The sequence below is a fragment of the Rhizobium sp. BK008 genome (assembly GCF_014197345.1).
GTDB classification, from domain to species: domain Bacteria; phylum Pseudomonadota; class Alphaproteobacteria; order Rhizobiales; family Rhizobiaceae; genus Rhizobium; species Rhizobium anhuiense.
Window position 1 is genome coordinate 2,166,738 of sequence record NZ_JACIFK010000001.1, and the last position, 23,656, is coordinate 2,190,393.

At 61.5% G+C, this 23,656-nt stretch carries 20 protein-coding genes; 18 read left to right on the top strand and 2 right to left on the bottom strand.

The window, feature by feature from the left end; genetic code table 11:
* Positions 1 to 74: 74 nt before the first annotated feature.
* The 13 genes from FHT69_RS10650 (at position 75) to FHT69_RS10710 (ending at position 14,906) form a co-directional block, all read left to right on the top strand.
* Entirely contained in the window at positions 75 to 584 is a 510-nt protein-coding gene (locus tag FHT69_RS10650; protein ID WP_127430657.1) for a DinB family protein, read from the top strand.
* A 207-nt stretch (positions 585 to 791) separates the two neighbouring features.
* Positions 792 to 1,841 carry a GGDEF domain-containing protein gene (locus FHT69_RS10655; RefSeq protein WP_029875843.1) on the top strand — a complete coding sequence of 350 codons (1,050 nt, stop codon included), beginning with the start codon at positions 792 to 794 and terminating at the stop codon, positions 1,839 to 1,841.
* 70 nt (positions 1,842 to 1,911) lie between these two features.
* Positions 1,912 to 3,795, top strand: a complete 1,884-nt coding sequence (locus FHT69_RS10660; RefSeq protein WP_025570187.1) for an ABC-F family ATP-binding cassette domain-containing protein — start codon at positions 1,912 to 1,914, stop codon at positions 3,793 to 3,795.
* Between the two features lie 178 nt (positions 3,796 to 3,973).
* Entirely contained in the window at positions 3,974 to 4,816 is an 843-nt protein-coding gene (locus FHT69_RS10665; protein WP_183905309.1) for a polysaccharide deacetylase family protein, read from the top strand.
* A 466-nt stretch (positions 4,817 to 5,282) separates the two neighbouring features.
* Complete coding sequence (locus FHT69_RS10670) at positions 5,283 to 6,113, top strand: transporter substrate-binding domain-containing protein (RefSeq protein WP_047616335.1); 831 nt, start codon at positions 5,283 to 5,285, stop codon at positions 6,111 to 6,113.
* 24 nt (positions 6,114 to 6,137) lie between these two features.
* The gene (locus FHT69_RS10675) at positions 6,138 to 6,884 is read left to right on the top strand and encodes an amino acid ABC transporter permease (protein WP_183905310.1); all 747 of its coding nucleotides are present in this window, start codon (positions 6,138 to 6,140) and stop codon (positions 6,882 to 6,884) included.
* Positions 6,881 to 7,663 carry an amino acid ABC transporter permease gene (locus FHT69_RS10680; RefSeq protein WP_025570179.1) on the top strand — a complete coding sequence of 261 codons (783 nt, stop codon included), beginning with the start codon at positions 6,881 to 6,883 and terminating at the stop codon, positions 7,661 to 7,663. The genes FHT69_RS10675 and FHT69_RS10680 overlap by 4 nt, the downstream gene beginning before the upstream one ends.
* Before the next feature lie 11 nt (positions 7,664 to 7,674).
* The gene (locus tag FHT69_RS10685) at positions 7,675 to 8,457 is read left to right on the top strand and encodes an amino acid ABC transporter ATP-binding protein (RefSeq protein ID WP_127430659.1); all 783 of its coding nucleotides are present in this window, start codon (positions 7,675 to 7,677) and stop codon (positions 8,455 to 8,457) included.
* Between the two features lie 9 nt (positions 8,458 to 8,466).
* Positions 8,467 to 9,825 carry an MmgE/PrpD family protein gene (locus FHT69_RS10690; RefSeq protein WP_183905311.1) on the top strand — a complete coding sequence of 453 codons (1,359 nt, stop codon included), beginning with the start codon at positions 8,467 to 8,469 and terminating at the stop codon, positions 9,823 to 9,825.
* A 14-nt stretch (positions 9,826 to 9,839) separates the two neighbouring features.
* Positions 9,840 to 11,144, top strand: coding sequence for an LLM class flavin-dependent oxidoreductase (locus tag FHT69_RS10695; RefSeq protein WP_080759975.1), 1,305 nt, complete (start codon positions 9,840 to 9,842; stop codon positions 11,142 to 11,144).
* 54 nt (positions 11,145 to 11,198) lie between these two features.
* On the top strand, positions 11,199 to 13,241 hold the full coding sequence (locus tag FHT69_RS10700; RefSeq protein WP_183905312.1) for a prolyl oligopeptidase family serine peptidase: 2,043 nt from the start codon (positions 11,199 to 11,201) through the stop codon (positions 13,239 to 13,241).
* A gap of 161 nt (positions 13,242 to 13,402) precedes the next feature.
* The gene (locus FHT69_RS10705) at positions 13,403 to 14,329 is read left to right on the top strand and encodes a Gfo/Idh/MocA family protein (RefSeq protein WP_028758450.1); all 927 of its coding nucleotides are present in this window, start codon (positions 13,403 to 13,405) and stop codon (positions 14,327 to 14,329) included.
* Between the two features lie 73 nt (positions 14,330 to 14,402).
* Positions 14,403 to 14,906 carry a hypothetical protein gene (locus FHT69_RS10710; RefSeq protein ID WP_183905313.1) on the top strand — a complete coding sequence of 168 codons (504 nt, stop codon included), beginning with the start codon at positions 14,403 to 14,405 and terminating at the stop codon, positions 14,904 to 14,906.
* A 66-nt stretch (positions 14,907 to 14,972) separates the two neighbouring features.
* Here FHT69_RS10710 and FHT69_RS10715 read toward each other — a convergent pair whose 3' ends face one another.
* Positions 14,973 to 15,422 carry a DNA polymerase III subunit chi gene (locus FHT69_RS10715; RefSeq protein ID WP_028758448.1) on the bottom strand — a complete coding sequence of 150 codons (450 nt, stop codon included), beginning with the start codon at positions 15,420 to 15,422 and terminating at the stop codon, positions 14,973 to 14,975.
* Complete coding sequence (locus FHT69_RS10720; protein ID WP_097542975.1) at positions 15,422 to 16,912, bottom strand: leucyl aminopeptidase; 1,491 nt, start codon at positions 16,910 to 16,912, stop codon at positions 15,422 to 15,424. Before FHT69_RS10720 ends, FHT69_RS10715 begins: the two co-directional genes overlap by 1 nt.
* Before the next feature lie 144 nt (positions 16,913 to 17,056).
* On the opposite strand from FHT69_RS10720, the gene FHT69_RS10725 reads away from it, so the two are divergent.
* The 5 genes from FHT69_RS10725 to FHT69_RS10745 all read left to right on the top strand — a co-directional run bounded on the left by FHT69_RS10725 (position 17,057) and on the right by FHT69_RS10745 (position 23,654).
* A complete protein-coding gene (locus FHT69_RS10725; protein ID WP_097542974.1) occupies positions 17,057 to 17,830 on the top strand; it encodes a phosphatase PAP2 family protein in 774 nt (257 codons plus the stop codon).
* 100 nt (positions 17,831 to 17,930) lie between these two features.
* Complete coding sequence (gene lptF / locus FHT69_RS10730; RefSeq protein WP_028758445.1) at positions 17,931 to 19,112, top strand: LPS export ABC transporter permease LptF; 1,182 nt, start codon at positions 17,931 to 17,933, stop codon at positions 19,110 to 19,112.
* Complete coding sequence (gene lptG / locus FHT69_RS10735; protein WP_028756981.1) at positions 19,109 to 20,197, top strand: LPS export ABC transporter permease LptG; 1,089 nt, start codon at positions 19,109 to 19,111, stop codon at positions 20,195 to 20,197. The genes lptF and lptG overlap by 4 nt, the downstream gene beginning before the upstream one ends.
* Positions 20,197 to 22,524: an LPS-assembly protein LptD gene (locus FHT69_RS10740; protein ID WP_028756980.1), complete on the top strand. Its 2,328-nt coding sequence runs from the start codon at positions 20,197 to 20,199 to the stop codon at positions 22,522 to 22,524. The genes lptG and FHT69_RS10740 overlap by 1 nt, the downstream gene beginning before the upstream one ends.
* A 182-nt stretch (positions 22,525 to 22,706) precedes the next feature.
* Positions 22,707 to 23,654 (top strand): peptidylprolyl isomerase, encoded by a 948-nt coding sequence (locus FHT69_RS10745; protein ID WP_028756979.1) that lies wholly within the window; start codon positions 22,707 to 22,709, stop codon positions 23,652 to 23,654.
* Positions 23,655 to 23,656 lie beyond the last annotated feature (2 nt).

Below are 23,656 nucleotides of genomic sequence, written 5' to 3' on the forward strand. Positions count from 1 at the left end.
AAATATCATGGGCATATCACTGCGATTTCGGGGAAACCGGGCTAGACTGCAGCGACCAATCCGGGAGGGAGTGAATGCTCAGACATTACAGGATGTTCGCCGCCTATAATCGCTGGGCCAACACGCAAGTCTACGCGGCCGCGGCCGAACTCAGCGATGCAGACTTCCGCAGCAATCGCGGCGCCTTCTTCGGCTCGCTGCATCGCACGCTCAATCATCTGCTCGTCGCCGACCGGATATGGATGAAGCGCTTCACCGGCACCGGCAATGCGCCGACGACACTCGATGCCGTGCTCTTCGAAGAGCTGGATGCGCTGGCCGCCGCCCGCAAAGCGGAGGATGAGCGGATCATTGCCTGGACGAGCATGCTGGACGAGAAAACCCTCGCCGGCGACTTCACTTATGTCACGGTGGTACAGCCGGTCGAGATCACCCAACCGCTGTCGGCAGCGGTCGCGCACTTCTTCAACCACCAGACCCATCATCGCGGCCAGTGCCATATGACGCTGACGGCACTCGGCAAGCCGAGTCTCACGCTGGATCTCATCTACTTCCTGCGCAACGAGGGCCGCGAGTGGATGTAAGATCCGATCCAAATTAAAAGCGAGGACATGATGTCATCCAAAACCGCTCGCACTTTCGGCATCATGCTCCGGCGATCAACACTGAATTAACCGCCTTTGCCGGTTCCGCCGCCGATCCATAGCTTTCCGATTGAAGATTCAGCCTCTTTTAAAAGCTTGCGGGCATAGCGGGATGTGAGAGATGTGGCCGGGCTGCGAGGGATCGTCATGCAGAATGCGAACGCAAACGCACTGGTGCCGCGCGAGACCGCGCGTCCGGCGCCGATGGCGGATATTCAGAAGATTGCCCAGCACATGGCGCGCCTCAACGTTGCCGCGCTGCCGCGCAACTATGAACTCTTCCATGAAGCGATCGTCGGGCTCAATGCCGGCCTTGCGCAGGATATCGCAGCACTCGGGCCGCAACCGCAGCAGCCGATGCTCGACGAACTCGGCCTGAAATACCGCCTCGTCGGCCATTGCGGACTGGCGGGGGAGACCTCACGCAACGAGGCGAGCCGGATGCTGCGCGAGGTGGCGGAAAGGCTTGCCGAAGGGCTGAAGCACAAGAACGCCTTTGCCCGCGCCTGCGGGACGATCCTGAAATCCGTTTCCGGCAACGACGACCAGAGCCTTGCCGCCTTCCTCGGCGAGATCGACTATCTCACCGCCTCGCTGACGACAGTGCTGTCGGCCGAGATGGAAATCGGCGTCAGGCTGCAGGATGACATCAGGGTGCTGGAAACGCTGGAACGCGGCATTTCGGCGATGCAATCGGCCACTGTGGCCGACAGGATCACCGGGCTTCCGAACCGCATCGCGCTGAACCGGACGATATCAGATCTCTACGCGCGCGAAGAGGGTGCCGCCGGCAGCGCGCTGATCATGGTCGATATCGACAATTTCAGCGATCTCAACGACAGATACGGGACCCAGGCGGGCAACAAGCTTCTGAAGAAGCTCGCCGGCCTCTTCCGCAAATGCGTCAAGAAGAACGATTTCATCGCCCGCACCGAGGCCGACGAATTCGCCCTGCTGTTTTCCCATGTCGGCATGCAGGATGCGATCACGATCGCCGAGCGCCTGCGCACCTCCGTCGAGGACAATCTCGTCTTCGCGACATCCGACAAGGCCGATCCCGGCCGGCTCACCATTTCGATCGGCGTGGCGCTCAGCACTGATGCGGCAACGCCCGGGCAGTTGCAGGCCAATGCCCGTGTGGCGCTTCTCGCCGCGCAGTCGAACCCCCGACAACCGGTGCAGGCTTTCGGCCGCTGAGGCGTACAAGTCTCTTGCGGCAGGCAAAGCACTCTTGCCTTGGCGAGCGCTTTCGGCCAAAACGCCGGCCATGATCACGCTCACCGACATTTCCGCCCGCATTGCAGGCCGCCTGCTTCTCGACAATGCCAGCATTTCGCTGCCTTCGGGCACGAAGGCAGGGCTGGTCGGGCGCAACGGCGCCGGCAAGTCCACGCTGTTTCGCGTCATTACCGGCGATCTCGGCTCGGAGACCGGATCGGTGTCGATCCCGAAGGCCGCACGCATCGGCCAGGTGGCGCAGGAAGCACCGGCGACCGAAGACGCGCTGATCGAGATCGTGCTTGCCGCCGACAAGGAACGCACGGCCCTGGTGACCGAGGCGGAGACGGCGACCGATCCGCACCGCATCGCCGAAATCCAGATGCGTCTCGTCGATATCGACGCGCATTCGGCCGAGGCGCGCGCAGCGAGCATTCTTGCCGGCCTCGGTTTCGACCAGGCGGCGCAGGCCCGTCCCGCCTCCTCCTTCTCCGGCGGCTGGCGCATGCGCGTCGCCCTTGCGGCCGTGCTGTTTTCCGAGCCGGATCTGCTGCTGCTCGACGAGCCGACCAACTATCTCGACCTCGAAGGCACGCTGTGGCTGGAAGATTATGTCCGCCGCTATCCGCACACCGTCATCATCATCAGCCACGATCGCGACCTCCTGAACAATGCGGTCAATGCGATCGTCCATCTCGACCAGAAGAAGCTGACCTTCTATCGCGGCGGCTACGACCAGTTCGAGCGGCAGAAGGCCGAAGCCGACGAGCTGCAGACCAAGGCGAAGGCCAAGAACGACGCCGCGCGCAAACATCTGCAGAGCTTCATCGATCGCTTCAAGGCCAAGGCCTCCAAGGCCCGCCAGGCGCAGTCACGCGTCAAGGCGCTCGAGCGCATGGGAACGGTTGCCGCGGTAATCGAGGATCATGTCCAGCCGATCACCTTTCCCGAGCCGGAAAAGCAGCCGGCCTCGCCGATCGTCGCGATCCAGAGCGGCGCCGTCGGCTACGAGCCCGGCAATCCGATCCTGAAGAACCTCAATCTGCGCATCGACAATGACGATCGCATCGCCCTGCTCGGCTCGAACGGCAACGGCAAATCGACCTTTGCCAAATTCATCTCAGGAAGACTTGCACCCGAGAGCGGCGAAGTGAAGCTGGCGCCGAGCCTGAAGATCGGCTTCTTCGCGCAGCACCAGCTCGACGACCTCATTCCCGAGCAGTCGCCGGTGGAACATGTGCGCCGGCTGATGCCCGGTGCGCCTGAGGCCAAGGTGCGCGCCCGCGTCGCCCAGATGGGGCTTGCGACCGAGAAGATGGCGACGGCCGCCAAGGATCTTTCCGGCGGCGAAAAAGCCCGGTTGCTGATGGGGCTTGCCGCCTTCCATGCGCCGAACCTGCTGATCCTCGACGAGCCGACCAACCACCTCGACATCGACAGCCGCCGCGCGCTGATCGAGGCGCTGAACGATTACGAAGGCGCCGTCATCCTGATCTCGCATGATCGCCATCTGATCGAGGCGACGGTCGACCGGCTGTGGCTGGTCAATGGCGGTACGGTGACGACCTTCGAAGGCGATATGGACGAGTATCGCGACCTGATCGTCACATCCGGTAAAAAAAAAGAAGAAAAGCCGCAGCTAACTGAAGAGGCGACGTCGAAGGCCGACCAGCGCAAGCTCAATGCCGAACGTCGCGCCTCGCTGACCCCACTCAAGAAAAAGATCAACGAAATCGAATCCTTGACGGCGAAACTGGAGAAACAGATTCAGGCGCTTGACGCGGAACTTGCAGATCCCGCCCTTTATGAAAAGACACCGGCCAAGGCCGCCGAGAAGGCAAAACAGCGCGGCGAAGCGGCGGCAAAACTGGCTGCCGCCGAGGAAGACTGGCTGATGCTTTCGGCCGAATACGAAGAAGCGATGGCGGGATAGCCACAGGCCTTAGAACAGGATGTCGTCCGAAAACCGCGCACACTTTTCGGCATCATGCTCTGGCGAAAGCGTGGCGAAGTGCCGCGCATCGGCACAATTCCCGCCTGCATCAACCGATCGTTAACCATAATTCGAAAGGTTGTCTCAACATTCGTTACCGATTTGTTGAGCCCTTTCAATGTACCGTTTTTTCGTTCTGTCCTGCATGGCCCTCACGGCCACTCTTTCTGCCTGCAGCACCACCAGACAATCCGCGCCGGACACATCGATCAAGACCTCCTCGGTGATCGCACCCGAGGAGCGGAAGCTTGCCTATACCGGCGACGCTGCGGCGCCGCGCATGACCGGCTGGCATCATCTGGCCGGGCGGACGCTGGAGGTTTCCTCGCTCGCCGATCTCAAGCTGCAGGACAAGGAAGTGATCCTGAGCTTCGACGACGGCCCGATCCCCGGCCGGACGGACAAGGTACTGGCGATCCTCGACCAGTTCGGTGTCAAGGGCGCCTTCATGATGGTCGGCGAAATGGCCGAAATGCATCCGGCGCTGGCGCGCAAGGTCGCCGAGGACGGCAACACGATCGGCAGTCACACCTATGACCACGCCAATTTGAGTTCGCTGGATTTCGACGCGGCGATGGCCGAGGTGATCAAGGGCGAATTGGCGGTGACCAAGGCGACCGGCACGGATGTCTCCTTCTTCCGCTTCCCCTATCTAGCCGAGAGCCACAGGCTGCGCGCCGCGATCGCCATGCGCGACATGGTGGTCATGGATGTCGACATCGACAGCAAGGACTATTTCAACACGACGCCGTCCGTGACGCAGCGGACGATGGACCTGCTGCACAAGCGCGGCCGCGGCATCATCCTGATGCATGACATCCACAAACGCACGGCGACGATGCTGCCAACCTTGCTTTCGGAACTCGAAACCGAAGGCTACAAGGTCGTGACGCTGAAATTCAAGAAGACGCCGATGCCGAACAACGTCCTTGCCTCGGCCGATTTCGTGACGATCCGCTAAGGCGGGTTGCCAAGTCGGGATTAGCCGCAAGACGGCAGGAATTCGGCCGAGCAAAATCCGTTTTTTGATGCCATTACCGGGCGGGAAGGTTGCCGATCAGCAACCCTCTCGTGCACAAGATTTTTCAACGAACGCGCCTATTTCAGAAAATAAAATCTACAAAATCCATCACAATGATGATTTTCTCTGAGACAGAATGTTCCTTCTCTCTCATCGGTTCCCTATGCCTTTCAAAGCCGTCCAGTTGCCGATTCGCGCAGGAAAGCGATGCGGTCAGCGTCCTTTTCTATCAGCGCGGAGAAGCATGGCCAATATTGCGCGGGAAGCCGACGTCCATCTCATCACCAGCCTTTCGGCCTCACCTCGAAGTGGCGCACATCCACGCCGTAGCAGTCGAGCCAAAGAGCGCTGCAATTGCTCGAGGACCTGAACCGGTCCCTCCACCTTCCCAAGACGGAGCTCAAACATGTCACGCAAATTTCTCCCGAAGGCGCTCCTCGCCATGTCGATTGCCTTGCTGGCGGCAACGCAGGCATCGGCGGATGCCACGCTCGACCGCATCAAAGCCCGCGGCACCCTTACCGTTGGCGTCATCCTCTCGGGGGCGCCCTTCGGCTATATCGATCCGACATCGCAAACGCAGAAGGGATACAATCTCGATATTGCAAAAGCGCTCGCGGACGATCTTGGCGTCAAGCTGGAAACAGTCACCGTCACGCCCCCGAACCGGGTGCAATTTCTCCAGCAGGGCAAGGTCGATATCCTGATTGCGAACATGCAATATACCGAGGACCGCGCCAAAGTTCTTGATTGGGTGGCGACGCCGTATGATCGCAGCGGCGGTGCTGCCGTCGGACGCAAGGACAGCGGCCTGAAGGACTGGGCAGATCTCAAGGGAAAGCCGGTCTGCGTTTCGCAAGGGTCGAACTTCACGCAGCCGCTCATCGAACAATACGGCGCCGAGGTAAAGGGCTTGCCGAGCCAGCCGGAATCGCTGCTGGCGCTGCAGGGCGGCAATTGTGTCGCCGCCGTCCATGTCGGCGCAACCGTCGGCCTTCTGCTGGAGGACCGGCCCGAGGAGTGGAAGGACTACACTATTCTCTTCCCGACCGAACTGCTCCCTTCCGACTCGGTGATCTGGGTGCGAAAAGGCGAAAAGGAGACGGCCGAGGCGCTCGATAAGTCGATCCGGCAGCTCCATACGTCAGGAAAGCTCCTGGAATTTGCGAAGGCGAACCGGCTCCGCAATACCGACTATCTCGAACAAGAGCGCAAGACCCTGTCGGCTGGCAAGTAAGACAGGCTACACTGGCGGATCGACATGCAGGACACCAGCATGACCAGCCTGTTCGTCAACCTGACGAACAGGCTTGGCCTTAACTACGAGTTCCTGGCGGCGGGGTACGAGGCGCAGATATGGCGTGATGGTTTCATCACCACACTCTATCTGATTGCCCTCTTGATCCCCGTCAGCCTGATTGCCGGGCTGCTGTTTGCCGCCTGCCTGACATCCGGCAATCCCTGGCTATCGACGCCGGTCCGCGCTTTCGTGGAAATCACCCGAAACACGCCGACGCTGGTACAGTTGATGTTCAGCTTCCTCGTTCTCAATACATTCGTATCGAACCTGGTCGGCGGGACGCAGAACAATCCGCTCACACCCTTCTTCTGGGTGGTGGCGGTGGTCGGACTGCACATCGCCGCCTTGCATGCCGAGGCGATCCGCGCAGGTATCGAGGCGGTGCCGTCGGCCACGGTGGAAGCGGCGCGCGGCATCGGCTTCAGCGCGCTGCAGATCCTGCGTTACGTCGAAGTTCCCCTGGCAATGAGGGCATCGCTGCCCGCGATCGTCAACAATCTCATCAATCTCGTGAAGTTGACGACGGTGGGCAATGCGATTGCAGTCAGCGAGATTACCTATGCCTCGATCATGGTCTGGACGCAGCGCGACAACGTGGTGTCACTGATGATCGTCATTCTGCTGTTCTTCAGCATCATCAACCTTGCCGTTGCCCGCATCGGCCTGTGGGTGGAGCGCAAGCTCGCCATTCCGGGGTATGGCCTATGACGACTGCGGTACTTTCCGAGCAGCGCAGGAATGGTCGCCTGCTGCGCAATATCGGCTTTACGGCACTCCCGCTTGTTATCGTCCTGTGGTCGCTGACCGACCTGACGCTGGGGCGCGAACTGGTGACGTGGCTTCCCTATCTCGGCTCGGGCTTCATGATGAACGTCATCATCAGCCTGTGCGCGATGACGCTTGGAACGACCGTCGGAGCCGTGTTCGGCATACTGGAACTGGTTCCCTTCAAGCTGGTGCGCTACCCGGTCGTGGCCTATGTGCAAGTCTTCCGCAATGCCCCGCATCTCGTGCTGATCTTCGCGACGACTTACATCTTTCCCTTCGAAATCGTGGTGGCCGGCAACTATCTGCCCTTCCCGGATTGGCTGAAGGCGGTGATCGGCCTTGCCATACCGGCCAGCGCCTATGTGGCCGAGATCACCCGCGGCGCCGTCCTTTCGATCCCGACCACGCAATGGGAAGCGGCAAAGGGGCTCGGTTTTTCGCGCGGCCAGGCCTTGCGCTGGATCATCCTGCCGCAATGCCTGCGGCGCTCGCTGCCGCCATGGATGAACATATTGGCCTCCATTACCATGGGCACGTCGCTCGCCTCGCTGGTTGGCGTGCACGAACTATTGCATGCCGCAACCGATGCCAGCACATCCGTGCGCCGCCTCGATTTCACGATCATCGCCTATATCGTGGTGATGGCCGCCTTCTTCACGCTTTGCTACCCGATCGCCCGCCTGACCCGACGCCTCGAGCGGCGTTTCAAGACGGCCTGAGGATTTGAATGATGAACGCAAAAACCGACGAAACGATCGTGCGACTGGAAGAAGTGCACCTGTCCTTCGGCCAGACGGAGGTGCTGAAGGGCATAGACCTCACCGTCAACAAGGGCAATGCGGTTTCCATTATCGGCCCGTCCGGTTCGGGAAAGTCGACGATCCTGCGCTGCATCAACGCATTGGTGGCGCCGCAGCGCGGCCGCATCACGGTCGACGGCACCCGCGTCGATCAACTGGCCAAGGAGAGCGAACGCATCGCGCTGCGCAAGCGTATCGGCATCGTCTTCCAGCAGTACAATCTCTTTCCCCACCTGAGCGTGCTGGACAATATCATGCTGGCCCCGACCCGCATCCTCGGCGTCGAACGGCGCGAAGCGGAAAAACTCGCACGCGAACTGCTCGACAAGGTCAGGCTTTCGGAAAAAGCCGGCGCCTATCCCGGCCAGCTTTCCGGTGGTCAGCAGCAGCGCGTCGCGATCGCCCGCGCGCTGGCGATGAAGCCGGAACTGGTGCTGTTCGACGAAGTCACCTCGGCGCTTGACCCCGAGACGGTGGGCGAAGTGCTGTGGGTGATCCGCGACCTCATCCGCGACGGCATGACTAGCATCCTCGTGACCCACGAAATGCGGTTCGCCGAGGAGATCAGCGACATCGTCGTCTTCACCGAGAACGGCCGCATCGTCGACCAAGGCTCGCCTGAACAGATTTTCCACACCTTCGACAATCCCCGTATCCGCCAATTCGTCGGCGGTCTCGCCGGAGGGCGCGGGCCAGTGCGCGAAGGCATCTAGGATTTTTTCATGACGAGCACATTCGCGCCCCTGACGTCGGCATTCGCCCAGGCGATCATCTCCTCGGATCCATCGAAAGATCCCGTGGCATTGGACGCGGCGCGCAAGGCGATCATCGATTTTCTCGCCTGTGCGATCGCAGGCGCCGGCGACCGCACGACCGGCATTCTGGCAGATACCGTCGGCGCCAATCTGCCGGGCGAAGCGATCCTGCTCGGCAGCTCGCGCCGAACCGATCCGCTGGTCGCGGCGCTCGTCAACGGTCATGCCGGCCATGTGCTCGATTATGACGACGTGCATGCAAGCGTGCGCGGCCATCCGACGACCGTGATCATCCCGGCCCTGCTGGCGTTCGCCGCCGAGCGCGAATTTTCCGCAGATGCGCTGATCGCCTCCTATATCGTCGGGCTCGAAGCCATGGCGCGGCTGGGGTTGTCGCTCGGCTCAAATCACTACGAGAACGGTTTCCACGCCACGGCGACGCTCGGGACGATCGGCGCGGCGGCGGCAATCGCCCATTTGACCCGCGCCTCCATCGACGAGACCGCCGTCGCGCTGGGCCTTGCGGCAACGCAATCGTCCGGGCTGCGGCTGCAATTCGGCACGGACGCCAAACCTTTCCACGCCGGCATGGCGGCGCGATCCGGACTCCTTTCGGCGAGAATGGCAGCTGCGGGTTTCGGCGGCGCTCCCGATTTCCTCGACAATCCGGTCGGCTTCCATTCGGTCTATGCCTTCGGCGCGGAACGCCCGCCCGCCGTGACCGAGAACTGGGGTTCGCCATGGCAGATCGTGGCGCCCGGGCTGACGCTGAAGGCCTATCCCTGCTGCACCGCCAGCCATCCGGTCGCGTCTCTCGGCATCGGCCTCAACCGGGAAGGTCTGGAGGCTGATGCGATCGAGCATATCACCTTCACCTACCCGCCCGGCGCCGATGCCGCCCTGGTGGTGAACAAGCCCGGCAACGGGATCGAGGCGCGCTTCAGTCCCGAATACGTGTTCGCCGCCGCCCTCATCGACGGGGCTCTGCGGCTCGACCATTTCGACGAGCGGCCTGTCTTGCCGCGCCTGATGGACCTTGCCCGGCGCGCCGGCCGCCGCCACGACGAGACTGCGCCCCGCATGTCGAGCGATCCACGCACCCGCTTCGTGATCGTCGATATCGTGCTTCGCGACGGCAGCGCGATACAGCGCCGCTTCGACGGCCTGCCGGGGCTGAGCGATCCGGCCGAAAAATTTCGCGACGCAACTGCGCGCAATCCCGCCTTCGCGGATGTCCCGTCGCTCGTCCGGACAATGAGCAGCACGGCCGATCTTCGCCAACTTCTGGCGCTGCTCAACCAGGATGCCGCCCGAAATCCAGAATGACGAAGGATATTGTCATGACTCGCAAAAGAGAAATCCACCTGGGCCTGTTTCTGCAAGGGGCGGGCCACCACGTATCCGGCTGGCGTCATCCTCACGCCGAGGCGGGAAGCGAGAATTTCGACTTGCTGAGACGCGTGTCCCAGATCGCCGAAGCAGCGAAATTCGACATGGTCTTTCTGGCCGACGGATTGACCAGCGGCATCGACGCTCATCCCTCGACGATCGCGCGTTTCGAGCCTTTGACGCTGCTTTCGGCGCTCGCCGTGGTGACAGACAAGATCGGCCTCGCGGCAACCGCATCCACGACTTATGGCGAGCCCTATCACACTGCCCGCGCCTTCGCCTCGATCGACCACCTGAGCCACGGCCGGGCCGCCTGGAACGTGGTCACGACATCCTATGCCCGCACGGCGAACAATTTCTCCAAGGCGCACCCGGAGCACGATGAGCGTTACGCCGTGGCCGAGGAATTCGTCGACGTCGTGCGCGGACTGTGGGACAGCTGGGATGACGACGCCTTCGTCAAGGACAAGCAGAGCGGCGTCTATGCCGACCCTGCCAAGCTCCATGTGCTCGATCACAAGGGCAAGTATTTCTCAGTCAAGGGGCCGCTGAACATTCCGCGCGCACCGCAGGGCCATCCGATCCTGATCCAGGCCGGCTCATCCGGCCCCGGCCAGGATCTTGCCGCCCGCACCGCCGACGTGGTGTTCACCGCGCAGCAGAGCCTCGAAGAGGCGCAGGCCTTCTACAAGAGCGTCAAGGAGCGCGTCGCGCGCTTCGGACGTCAGCCGGACGAGGTCGCCATCATGCCGGGCTTCCTGCCGGTGATTGGCCGCACCGCCAGGGAAGCCGAGGACAAACTTGCAGAACTCGACAAGTGGACTGACATCAAAAGCGCCATGCCGCTTCTGGAAGAACGCATCGGCCACAGCCTTGCCGATTACGATGTCGATGGCCCTCTGCCGGACCTTCCGATCTCCGACCAGTTGCGCAGCCGTGCCGAATTGCTGACCGCGCTTGCAAGGCGCGAGAACCTGACCATCCGTCAGTTGGCGCTGCGCGTTGCCGCCGGTCGCGGCCACCATATCGTGCTTGGCACGCCGGTCGAGATCGCCGACCGGATGCAGCAATGGTTTGAAAGCCGCGCCGCCGACGGTTTCAACGTCATGCCGCCGTTTTTTCCCGAAGGGCTCGAAGACTTCACGCAGATGGTCGTGCCGATCCTGCAGGAACGCGGCCTGTTCCGCACCCAATATGATGGCTCGACACTGCGCGAGCATCTCGGCCTTGCGCGGCCGGCACTAATTTCGCCCTAACTGTGCGAAATATTGGCTAGACATACGACGTCAACGGAATCAGGCAGGTCGAACATGAACCTTCATCTCGAAACGGACGACGATCCGCGTACCCGCCAATTCATCGACGAGCATAACGGGCTTTCCGACAAGGAACTGAGAACACCGGAATTCGTTAGGGATCGCGATGCGATAAAAGCATTGATCGAACGGCAGGACAGGCTGATCGTCCCGATGCGCCGAGGCGGGTGGTTGTTCGATTTCCGGCAGAGCAAGGACAATCCTCTCGGCGTCTGGCTCCGCCTGCCGGCCGATCAGCAGCCCTTGCCCGATGCCGGCTGGGAACCGGTCTTCGATCTCGATGCCTTCTGCGTGAGCGAAGGCAAGCGTTGGAACTGGCGCGGCGCCGTCACCTGCCCATGGGAACCGACGCGAGTGCTGCTCACACTTTCGGACGGCGGCTCCGATCTTCTCCGGCTGCTCGAATTCGACGCCGAGAGCAAGCAGATCGTCGAGGGCGGCTTCGATACGCCAGCCGCGCGATCGCATGCCAATTGGCTGAGCCGTGACGAGATCTGCTATTTCGGCTCCATCGACCGATTTTCGGCGACCCGTTCGGGATGGCCGCGGGTCGGGCGGCGATTGAAGCGCGGGCAGCGGCCGGAAGAGGCCGCCGTCATGTTCGAAGCCGCCGACGAGGACGTCTACGGCTTCAATCTCGTCATCGACCCAGCCCTGTCAGGCGCTTCGGCCGATGCCGGATTGATCGACATTTTCGTCGCCGCCCATGAGATCGGCGTCGCCAGCGCGTTCCTGATCGCCAATGACGGCACGCAGCGGCGCATCGATCTGCCTCAGGAGGCCGATTTCCAGTTCAATCACGATCATTGCCTTTGGCGGGCAAAGACCGATGAGCGCGTTGCGTCCGGCAGCCTCGTGCTGCAACGTTTCAACCCCAACTCGGAGACGGCTCTGCTCGGGCCGGAGCGGATTCTGTTTCAGCCTGCCGAGGGCCAGTCCATCTCGCAAATGATGCTGATGCGGGAGTGGTGCGTCTTCATCATCTCCGATCGGCTGCGTCCGCGTCTCATGGTGCTGGACCTGACAAGGCCCGATGCCGAACAGCGCGAAATCGCGCTGCCGGCGGACATGCAGACGGCCCATTTCAGGCCGCTGCATGCCGATCTGCATCTTGGCGACGATACGCTCTGCATCGTCGGCCAAGGCTTCCTGCAGCCTCCGGCCTGTTATCGGCTCGAGCTGTCGGATCGCAGCAGACAGGCCGAACCGATTTTCGTCGCCGCGGCGCCAAGCTATTTCGATGCGACCGATATGTCATCCGAAACGCTGGAGGCTGTTTCCGAGGACGGGACGAAGGTTGCCTATCGGCTGATCCTGCCGAAGCAGTGGATCAAGGGGGCGCTGCCGGTGCTGCTTTACGGCTATGGCGGCTTCGATGTTTCGCTGTCGCCGAACTATTCCGGCGTGACGGGACGCTGGCTGGAGCAAGGCGGCGCCTATGTGCAGGCCTATATCCGCGGCGGCGGCGAATTCGGACCCGACTGGTATCGCAGCGCCAAGCGGCAGGGGCGAGACCGGGCCTTTGCCGATTTCGTCGCCATTGCCCGCGATCTCGTCGCCCGCGGCTACACCGTGCCGTCGCGGATCGCCTGCCAGGGCGGCAGCAATGGCGGCCTGCTGACCGGCGTGATGCTGACGCGCTACCCGGAGGATTTCGGCGCCGTCTGGTGCCAGGTGCCGGTCCTCGACATGACACGCTTCCACCTGTTCAGCGCAGGACAAGCCTGGATGGACGAATACGGCGATCCGGAGACGCCGGCGGACCGGGATTTCATGCTCGGTTATTCGCCGCTGCACAATGTCGGGCCGGCGACCGAGGTCAGCTATCCGCCGATCTATATCGAAAGCTCCGCCAATGACGACCGCGTGCATCCCTCGCATGCGCGCCGCTTTGCCGCGCGGCTGGAGGAAGCGGGACACCGTTCGCTCTTCCATGAATTCGGCTCCGGCGGGCATGGTGGCGACGGCAATTCCGAAGAGCGCGCCGCCCGCGCGGCGATGGGTTACAGCTTCCTTCGCCAAACCATCATGCGCTAAAGCTCTTTGTTTTATACATGTCGCCCGGAACCGCTGCACACTTCCGGGCGACATGTATTAGGATACAACAGAATTGGAGGAGGAGAGCTTGTCGGCGCGCCTCTTTCTGCTACAAACAGGCTCAATAAATCATACTTTTTAACAGGCTCGAGCGAAACACCATGTCCCCTATCAACCTCGCCATCGTCGGCGTCGGCAAGATCGTCCGCGACCAGCATCTTCCCTCCATCGCCAAGAACCCGGATTTTAAGCTCGTCGCCACGGCCAGCCGCCACGGCACGGTCGAAGGCGTCACGAGCTACACCACGATCGAGGCGATGCTCGACGCCGAGCCGTCGATCGATGCGGTTTCGCTCTGCATGCCGCCGCAATATCGCTATGAGGCAGCCTACAAGGCACTCGTCGCCGGCAAGCATGTCTTCCTGGAAAAGCCGCCCGGCGCCACGCTGAGCGAAGTGGCCGATCTCGAGGCGCTTGCGAGCAAGCAGGGCGCGTCGCTCTTTGCCAGCTGGCATTCCCGCTATGCGCCGGGCGTCGAGGCCGCGAAGGCGTTTCTGGCCTCGACGACGATTGAAAGCGTGCATGTGATCTGGAAGGAGGATGTCCGCCACTGGCATCCGAACCAGGATTGGATCTGGCAGGCCGGCGGCCTCGGCGTCTTCGATCCCGGCATCAATGCGCTGTCGATCGTCACCCATATCCTGCCGCGGCCGATCTTCATCACCGAGGCCGTTCTCGAGTTTCCCGAGAATCGCGATGCGCCGATCGCGGCCGATATCCACTTCCGCAATGCCGACGGCCTGCCGGTTCATGCCGAATTCGACTGGCGCCAGACCGGCAAGCAGAGCTGGGACATCGTCGCGGAGACGGCCGCCGGCCAGATGGTGCTTTCCGAGGGCGGCGCCAAGCTTTCCATCAACGGTGCGCTGACATTCGCCGAACCGGAGCAGGAATATCCTTCGCTCTATCGTCGCTTCGCCGAAATCGTCAAAGCCGGCAGATCGGATGTCGACCTCGCGCCGCTGCGCCACGTCGCCGACGCCTTCATGCTCGGCAAGCGGAAGTTCGTCGACGCATTCCACGACTGAGGGTCGCAATAACGTCATAGAAACCGGCAAGATTTGCCGGCCTATGTGCAATAGTGTTCGGGGGCAGCCGCTCATGAGCAACAAAATCCGCCGCAAGGGCCGATTTTTCCGCGTTTTGAAGATTGGCATCCTTGTGGTGCCGCTTCTCGGCCTTGCAGCATGTTCGGGCGAACATGTCGTCATGCCTCCTGATGCACCGGGCGTTTCCCGATCCGAGGAATATTCCTACGGATCTGCGACCCAGGCCCAGGATTGGCAGGCCACCAAAAAGGTGCTGGACCAACTGGAAGGGCGGTTCGGAGAGAAATCCGTGCGTGTCCTGGCGCGCAATCTCGCCAGCACCACCAGCCCGCAGAGCATCAAGGCCTATTATGCCGAACGCCTTGTCCATCAAGCCGGCTGGGCGGAAATGCCGGTCAGCACTTTTGCCGACAGCGCATGGGCATTCGCTTTTGTCAGTCCGAGCGGCAAGCGGGTTTTGGCAGTGGAGGCGCTCAATCCGTCGGAAGATGCGGGAGGGATCGTCCCCCTCAACATCCTGACGAACCTCGACGAGGACAAAGGGTCGAAAGGATAACGGCTTCCGACGGCCGCTGAGAACGACGTCGGAAGACTTCATACAGCAATTCAAGATCTTACAGCGTCAGGCCTTCTTCTCCCACCGCCCCTCCGGCGTCTGCTGCCAATAGGTGAGGTTATGCCCCTCGCCTTTCAGCTTCTTCCATTGCGCACGGGCGGCTTCCAGTTGCTCCTGGTCATGACCGTCGAACATGAAGACGATGCGCTCATAGGCATCGGCCGGCGGCGGCTCGGCGCCGTCGACGATGAAACGCACGGTCGCCGCATTGGCATTGTCTGACGTCACCGTCAAAAGCACAGGCTGGCTTTCGGCGAAATCGGCCTCGTCGGTGCCGTGCGGCAGGAAGCTCTCCTCGCGGAACGTCCAAAGATGCTGATCGAGAGCATCGCGCCGCGCCGGCTCACGCGTCTGGACGGCAACGCGCCAGCCGCGCTCGACGCTTTTGTCGATGAGCGGCGGAAGCGCGTCCTCCAGCCGGCTTTCGGTCAGATGATAGAAGAGAACGTCCGTCATCAGGATTCATAATGGGCGCGGACGAGCTCATCGAGCAGGCGCACACCGAAACCGGAACCCCAGGACTGGTTGATCTCGTCCTGCGGCGAGCCCATCGCCGTGCCGGCAATGTCGAGATGCGCCCAGGGCGTGTCCTGCACGAAGCGCTTGAGGAAATGCGCCGCCGTGATCGAGCCCGCCTGCCGGCCGCCGGTATTCTTCATGTCGGCGAACTTGCTGTCGATCAGCTTGTCGTAGTCCCGGCCGAGCGGCATGCGCCAGAGCTTCTCATTGCTCGAAAGGCCCGCTGCCGTCAGCTGGGCGGAAAGCTGGTCGTCATTGGAGAACAGCCCGGCATGCACGTTGCCGAGCGCCACGACGATCGCGCCGGTCAGCGTGGCGAGATTGATCATGAACTGCGGCTTGAAACGATCGTTGCAGTACCAGAGCGCATCGCAGAGCACGAGGCGGCCCTCGGCATCGGTGTTGATCACCTCGATCGTCTGGCCGGACATCGAGGTGACGATGTCGCCCGGACGCTGGGCGTTGCCGTCGGGCATGTTCTCGACCAGGCCGATGATACCGACGGCGTTGACGGCGGCCTTGCGCGAGGCGAGCACATGCATGAGGCCGGTGACGGCTGCCGCCCCGCCCATGTCGCCCTTCATGTCCTCCATCCCGGCGGCCGGCTTAATCGAAATGCCGCCGGTATCAAAGACCACGCCTTTGCCGACGAAGGCGACGGGACGATCCTTGGCCTTGCCGCCCTTCCACTGCATGACCGCCAGGCGCGGCGGGCGCACGGAGCCCTGGGCGACGCCGAGAAGGGCGCCCATGCCGAGACGGCGCATCTCCTTCTCGGTCAGGATTTCCACTTCGACGCCGAGCTTTTCCAGCTCCCTCGCCTTGGCGGCGAACTCGACGGGCCCGAGCACATTCGGCGGTTCGTTGACGAGGTCACGGGCCAGATTGACGCCGCCGGCAACCGCTTCGGAATCGGAAAACGCCTTCTTGGCACCAGCCGCATCGGCGGTGACGATCGTCACCTTGACAGATTTCGCCGGCTTCTCCTCCTCGTCGCCCTTCTTCGTCTTGTAGGTATCGAAGCTATAGGCGCGCAACAGCATGCCGAGCGCGAAGTCGGCGGCGGCCCGCGCGCTCGTCTCGAGCCCAGGCACGTCGATGAAGACAGCGGCCTTGTCGGTATTCTTGATTCTCGATGCCGCGGCACCGCCGGCCTTCAGCCAGTCATGGGCGGTGAGTTCGGCGGCCTTGCCAAGCCCGATGACGACGATCCGCTCGACGGCCGCGCCTTCGGGGGCGACGATATCGAGAGCGCTCATGGATTTCGCGGAGAATCGGGCGATCCTGGCAGCCTTGACGATCACGCCTGCCGGGTCGACCGTTTCGGCGCCGGCAGCGCTGTCGGCCTCCACGGTCTTCAACAGGATCGACAGGCCGCCATTGAGCTTTGCCGACTTTGCGAATGAAATTTCCAACTTTGCTGACATGTCTTCTCCGCTGGGATTCTTTGAAATCCGTCCCTGGCGGATAATTTCGCGTTTGGCGGGTCTGTCAATGGCTTGCGACAATTGTTATGGTCGCCCGCGGCCATCACGGCCCTCATGTTTTCGTCAGTTTCGTAGATATTCGCGTTGACAGTTTTTTCGAAAAATCGATGGCGGGGGCTCGCAATCCGCCTGCCGAAAACGACTTTCGGCGCATTCATGCTGCTGTTCTGGACGTGGTGGGCGCTGCTTGCCGTCTTCCGCGCCTTCCCCGGAATAGACATCTATTTTTCCCAGCTTTTTTTCGTGGCCACAGATTGCGGTGCGACTGCCGCCGCCGGGAGCATCTGCGGCGGCTTTCCCTATCGCGACGTCGCGACCTTCGATCTGCTACGCACCATCTTTTTCCGCCTGCCCTATGTCGTCGCGATCGTGATGGTGTGGAAAATCATCGAATGCCACCAGCAGCATGGCGCGACTTTCAACGCAGATCGGGCCCGCAAGCTCAAGGTCGCACTCGGAACGCTGCTGATCGGACCGGTGCTGCTCGTCAATGTCGTGTTGAAAGAACATTGGGGCCGGCCGCGGCCGATACAGACGGATATTTTCGGCGGTGCGCTGCATTTCGCCGAGGCGGGTTCGCTTGCCGGAAAATGCGTTTCGAATTGCTCGTTCATATCAGGCGAGGCAGCAAGCGCCGGCTGGCTTTTCTGCCTTCTGATCTTCGTTCCGAAATCCCTGCGTTACGCGCTGGTGCCGCCGGTGGCGGCGATCTCCATCCTCACGCCGGCGATGCGGCTATCCTTCGGCGCGCACTACCTCTCCGACGTCGTTCTCGGATGGCTTTCCTCGCTGGTCGTCTTCGCCGCACTGCTGGCGTTAACTGAGTCGCAACAGCATCAAAAAAATTCTGAAATTTGAATGAATTTTTGACACCAGCTTGTCGCAAAAGCGCGACAAAGAGCGTAGAGGGATTCTCCTGCAAAGCCGTTTGGGCGTGCAGGTGCTTTCAAGGGCAGGCATGAAACTACTCGAGACATACATATTGCGGCGCGTCGGCCAGATGTTTCTCGTGGCGCTCCTGCCCGTTCTGGCGATCATTTGGACGACACAGGTTCTGCAGCGCATCAACCTGGTCACCGACAGCGGCCAGTCGATCGGCTCGTTCGCCAAGCTCGCGACGATGATTCTGCCGTCGATCATTCCCGTCGTGCTGCCCTTCGCCCTCGTCATCGCGGTCACCCAGACGCTGACGACGATGAACAACGATTCCGAGCTCACCGTCATCGACGCGGCCGGGGCGCGGCGCAGTGTGCTGATACGCCCGATCCTGCTGCTTGCCGCCGTCATCAGCGTCTTTTCCTTCTTCGTCGACAACGTCGTCGAGCCGCGTGCAAAGACCGTCGTGCGCCAGATGATCGCCGAGACCTATGCCGACCTGCTGTCTTCGGTGATCGAAGAAAAGACCTTCCGCAAGCTTGATGAAGGTCTTTATGTGCAGATCTCGAAGCGGATGGCGGGCCGCATGCTGAAGGGCCTGTTCGTCGCCGACGAGCGCGATCCAGCCTACGAACTGATCTATTATGCGAAGGAAGGCGCCGTCGACGATACGGGCACGACGCTGATCATGCATGAGGGCGAAGTGCACCGCAAAACGCCCGATGGCAATGTCTCGGTGATCAACTTCGATTCCTATTCCTTCGACCTCTCCGACATGACCGAGAATCGCGGCCAGGCGACGCTGCGTGCCAGCGACCGTGACCTGTGGTTCCTGTTCAACCCGGATCCGGCCGACAAGGACTATACGATCCGGCCGCAGAGCTACCGCGCCGAACTGCACCGCCGGCTGACGGACTGGATCCTGCCGGTCGTCTTTGCCCTGTTTTCGCTGGCGATCGCCGGCGACGCGCGCTCGCACCGCGAAGCGCGGCTGCATCCGATGGTGAGCGCGCTTGCCTATGCCTTCGCGATGCGATGGGCGGCCTTCTACGCGGCCAATCAGATCGACACCGACCCTGAATATATTGCCGTCCTCTACGCCATCCCGATCGTCAGCAGCATCATCTCGATCGTCTTCCTCGGCCTGCACAAACGACTGGTCATGCCGTCGTTCGTTCGGGACCGGATGTCGTCCTTCTGGAGACGAACGCAGGAAAGACTGCTTGCCGCCACCGGCAGGACCGGCGGGGGCACTGCCCAATGATGTTCGGGACATTGTCGCGTTATTTCTTTCGCCGCTACCTGGCGACGACGGGCTGGTTCCTGATCGGCGTCTCGGCGATTTCTTTCCTGCTCGATTTCAGCGAGACGGCGGGCCGCATGTCCGGCCTGCCCGGCTACACGATCAGCGGCGGCATCCTGATGACCGCCGTGCGCCTGCCGCTCATCCTGCAGCAGACCGTGCCGTTCATCGCGCTGTTCGTCGGCATGACGGTGCTGATCGGGCTCAACCGCAAATATGAGCTGGTCGTCACGCGCGCAGCCGGCATTTCGGTCTGGCAGTTCATGTTCCCCTTCATCGCCGGCTCGCTGGCGCTCGGCCTGCTGACGATGACGGCGCTCAATCCGCTCGCGGCCTGGGGACAGCGCCAGGCGCTGCTGGTCGAATCCGACTGGCGCGGCGAGAACGCGGTCCTGCGCAAGGCGCCGCAGATTCCGTGGCTGCGCCAGATCAGTGGCCGAGACGATGTCATCATCGGCGCTCAGACGGTTCAGGAGAACGGAACCAAGCTGATCGACGCCGTGCTGATCCATTTCGATTCAGGTGGTCAGGTCATTCTGAGACAGGATGCCGCCACGGCAAAATTGGAAGATGGTTACTGGCAACTTAACAACGTCGTCGAGCGTAAGCCTGGCGAAATCCCCCTGCGTAAAGCTTCGGTTCAACTTCGCACCAATCTGAAACAGGATTTCGTCCAGGAGCGGCTGACAGCGCCGGAAACAATTGGTTTCTTTGACCTTTCCAACCGCATCGCGGCTGCCAAATCCTTCGGTATTTCAACCAAGGCGTTGGAGACGCAATTCAACTCCCTGTTGTCCCAGCCATTGCTGCTGGTGGCCATGACTCTCATTGCTGCAACAGTGTCCCTAAAATTTAGCCGGTTCAACCAATCCCGCTCCGTGATTCTGGGTGGCATCCTCTCGGGCTTCATGCTTTATGTCATCACCGTGCTTGTAAAGGCATTCGGAAGCAGTGGAGTCGTGCCTCCCTTCGTGGCGACGTGGATACCGGTGGTCGTCGCGCTGGCCTTGGGTGCGACTATTCTGCTTCATCAGGAGGACGGCTAGTGGCGGCAGGCGACCGCAAGTATTTTAGTAAACAGCTGGTTGCCCTGCTTGTCGGCGCGACTGTATCTTCCTATTTCGGCAGTGCCCCGGCCTCTTACGGCCAGGCCAGCGCGCCCGAACAAACGATAAAGAATAAGATTCCTGAAGGGGCGAAGCTTCTGCTTTCGGCCAACGAACTCCTCTACAATCGCGACGCCCAGTTGGTGTCGGCGGTCGGCGGCGTTCAGATCAATTATGGCGGCTACAAAATGGTCGCACAGAAGGTCGAGTACAATCAGAAGACCGGCCGGATGATGGCGCTCGGCAATGTCGAGCTGGTCAGCCCCGACGGCAACCGCATCTATGCAGACAACCTTGACGTGACCGACAATTTCGCGGACGGGTTCCTGAACGAACTGCGCATCGAAACGGCTGACAATACGCGTATCGTCGCCGAGAGCGGCGAGCGTGTCGGCGGCACGCAGATGATTCTGAACAAGGGTGTCTACACGGCCTGCCTTCCCTGCGCCGAAGATCCGAAACGCGCGCCCTTCTGGCAGGTCAAGGCCAAGCGCGTGATCCAGAACGGCGTGACGCACACGATCCGCCTGGAGCGCGCGCGCTTCGAGCTGCTCGGTTATCCGATCGCCTTCGTGCCGGTCATGGAAGTTCCCGACAATACGGTGAAGCGCAAGTCCGGCTTTCTCTTCCCGACGATGAGCCTGTCGCAGAATCTCGGCTTCGGGCTTTCCGTTCCCTATTATTACGTGATCTCGCCGAGCATGGACGCGACGGTCACCGCCACCGGCTACACGGCCCAGGGCTTCCTCGTCGAAGGCGAATTCCGCCAGCGCTTCGAAAATGGCACGCATATCCTGCGCGTCGCCGGCATCGACCAGGCAAAGCCGGACAATTTCAGCTCCGGCACCAGCGATGCCGAAGCCGGCCAGCGTGGCATGGTGGCGTCGAAGGCCGAATTCCGCATCAATCCGCGCTGGACGTTCGGCTGGGACGTCATGATGCAGAGCGACAACAATTTTTCACGCACCTACAAGCTGCGCGGTCTGAGCAGCACGGATCGGACCAACCAGATCTATCTGACGGGGCTTGGAAAACGCAATTATTTCGATATGCGGGCGTTCTATTTCGACGTCCAGGATGCCGACCGGACGAACACGGCCGAGAAAAAGCAGGCGATCGTCTATCCCGCGATGGACTATCACTATGTGGCGCCGCAGCCGCTTGCCGGCGGCGAGCTTTCGGCCGATGTCAACCTGACGAATATTTCGCGCACCCATGACGACTTCTATACCGTCGACGGCTTCGACCGCTTCCGCGGCCTGAAGGGCCAGACCTCGCGGCTGACTGCCGAGCTGCAGTGGAAGCGCACCTACGTCACGCCGACCGGCCTGGTGATCACGCCGCTGCTGGCTGCGCGCGGCGACGCCTTCGCGCTGAACATGGACGATCCCACGGGCTACACCGGCAACTATGTCGACGGCAATTCCGCCACCCGTTCGATGTTCACGGCCGGGCTGGAGATGCGTTATCCGATCCTGATGACGACGGATAACAGCACGCATATTCTCGAGCCGATCGCACAGATCTATGCCCGCCCCGACGAGCAGCTGGCAGGCCGCCTGCCGAACGAGGATGCGCAAAGCTTCGTCTTCGACGCCACCTCACTGTTCGACCGCGACAAATTCTCGGGCTACGACCGCGTCGAAGGCGGGACCCGCGCCAATGTCGGCGTCCAGTACACCGGTACGTTCGACAGCGGCTACAAGCTGCACGGCATTTTTGGCCAGTCCTACCAGATCGCCGGTCAGAATTCGTTTGCGACCGATGATCTCGTCAATGTCGGCGCGGATTCCGGCCTTGAAACCACGCGTTCCGACTATGTCGGCCTCGGCGGCGTCGAGACACCGTTCGGCCTTTCAGTGACCGCCTCCTACCGCCTCGACGAGAAGGATTTCGATTTCCGCCGCGGCGACCTGACGACGGCTTACCAGAACGACACCTTCTCGACGCAGGTGACCTTCACCCATCTCAGCGCCCAGCCGGAATATGGCTTCGACGAAGACAATGACGAGATCCAGACCAGCAGCAGAATCAAGTTCAAGGATTACTGGGCGATTTTCGGCGGCATCGCCTGGGATCTGAATAATGATGTGATCAGCCGCCGGACGCTTGGTCTCTCCTATGACGACGAGTGCACGATCTTCACGATCGCCTACACCGACAGCAGGGATTCCGACGACGAGACGGCAAGCGACTGGACGATCGGCGCACGGCTGACCTTCCGCACGCTCGGCGACATCAAGATCGGCACCGACAGCCTGGAGTGACGGCAGGCGGGCGCAAACATCGCCTGAAGCCATTCTTTCGCCGTAAGCCTGTGCAGGATATTGCCGCCAGTCGATATCTGAGGCATAGGGGTTCGCGCCGTGACGGGAGCGATTTCTGCATGTCTCGCACTGTGGTAAGGACGCCGCGAACACGTCTCGCGGCGCTATTGGGAGGTCAACAGATGATTGACGCGAAAAAAGCCATAACCACGTTCCTCGCCGGGGCGGCGCTTGCATTGCTGACAAGCCTCGCCGGTCCCGCGCTTGCGGCAAGCGAAGTCAAGGCCGTGGTCAACGGCACCGCCATCACCAGCGGCGATGTCGCCAAGCGCCAGGCCTTCCTGCGCCTGCAGCACACGAAGGCCGATGCGAAGACTGCGCAGGAGCAATTGGTCGACGAAACGCTCAAGCGGCAGGAGGTCTCCCGCGTCCATATGTCGGTTTCGCAGCAGGACGTCGATGCGTCTTTCGCGCGCTTTTCGAGCGGCAACAAGCTTTCCGTCGAGCAAATGTCGCAGATCCTCGATCGCGCCGGCGTCGGCGTCGATCATTTCAAGGCTTTCATCGCCGTACAGATGAGCTGGCCGCGCGTCGTCAACGCGCGCTACGGCTCGACCTCGCGGCTGTCGAACTATGATCTCGTCTCGCGCATGATGCAGAACAACAAACAGAAGCCGGTGACGACGGAATATATGCTGCAGCAGATCATCTTCGTCATTCCGCAAGCCAAGCGCGGCGCCATCACCGGCAAGCGTAAGGGCGAGGCCGAGGCGTCGCGCTCGAAATTTCCGGGCTGTGATCAGGCAAAGGTCTTTGCCGCGACGATGCGCGACGTGTCTGTGCGCGATCTCGGCCGCATGCTCGCCCCCGAGATCCCGCCGGATTGGAAACCGCTGGTCGAGCAGGCCAAGGGCAATACGACGGGCACCCGCGTCACCGACAAGGGCGTCGAATATCTGGCGATCTGCAGCCAGCGCCAGGTCTCCGACGACCAGGCCGCCGAAATGGTCTTCCGCCAGGAGGATCTCGACAAGTCCAAGGCCGGTAAAAAAGATGCCGGCCCGGAAAATGAAAACAGCAAGAAATACCTGGATGAACTGCGCAAAAAGGCGCAGATCGCCTACCGCTGACC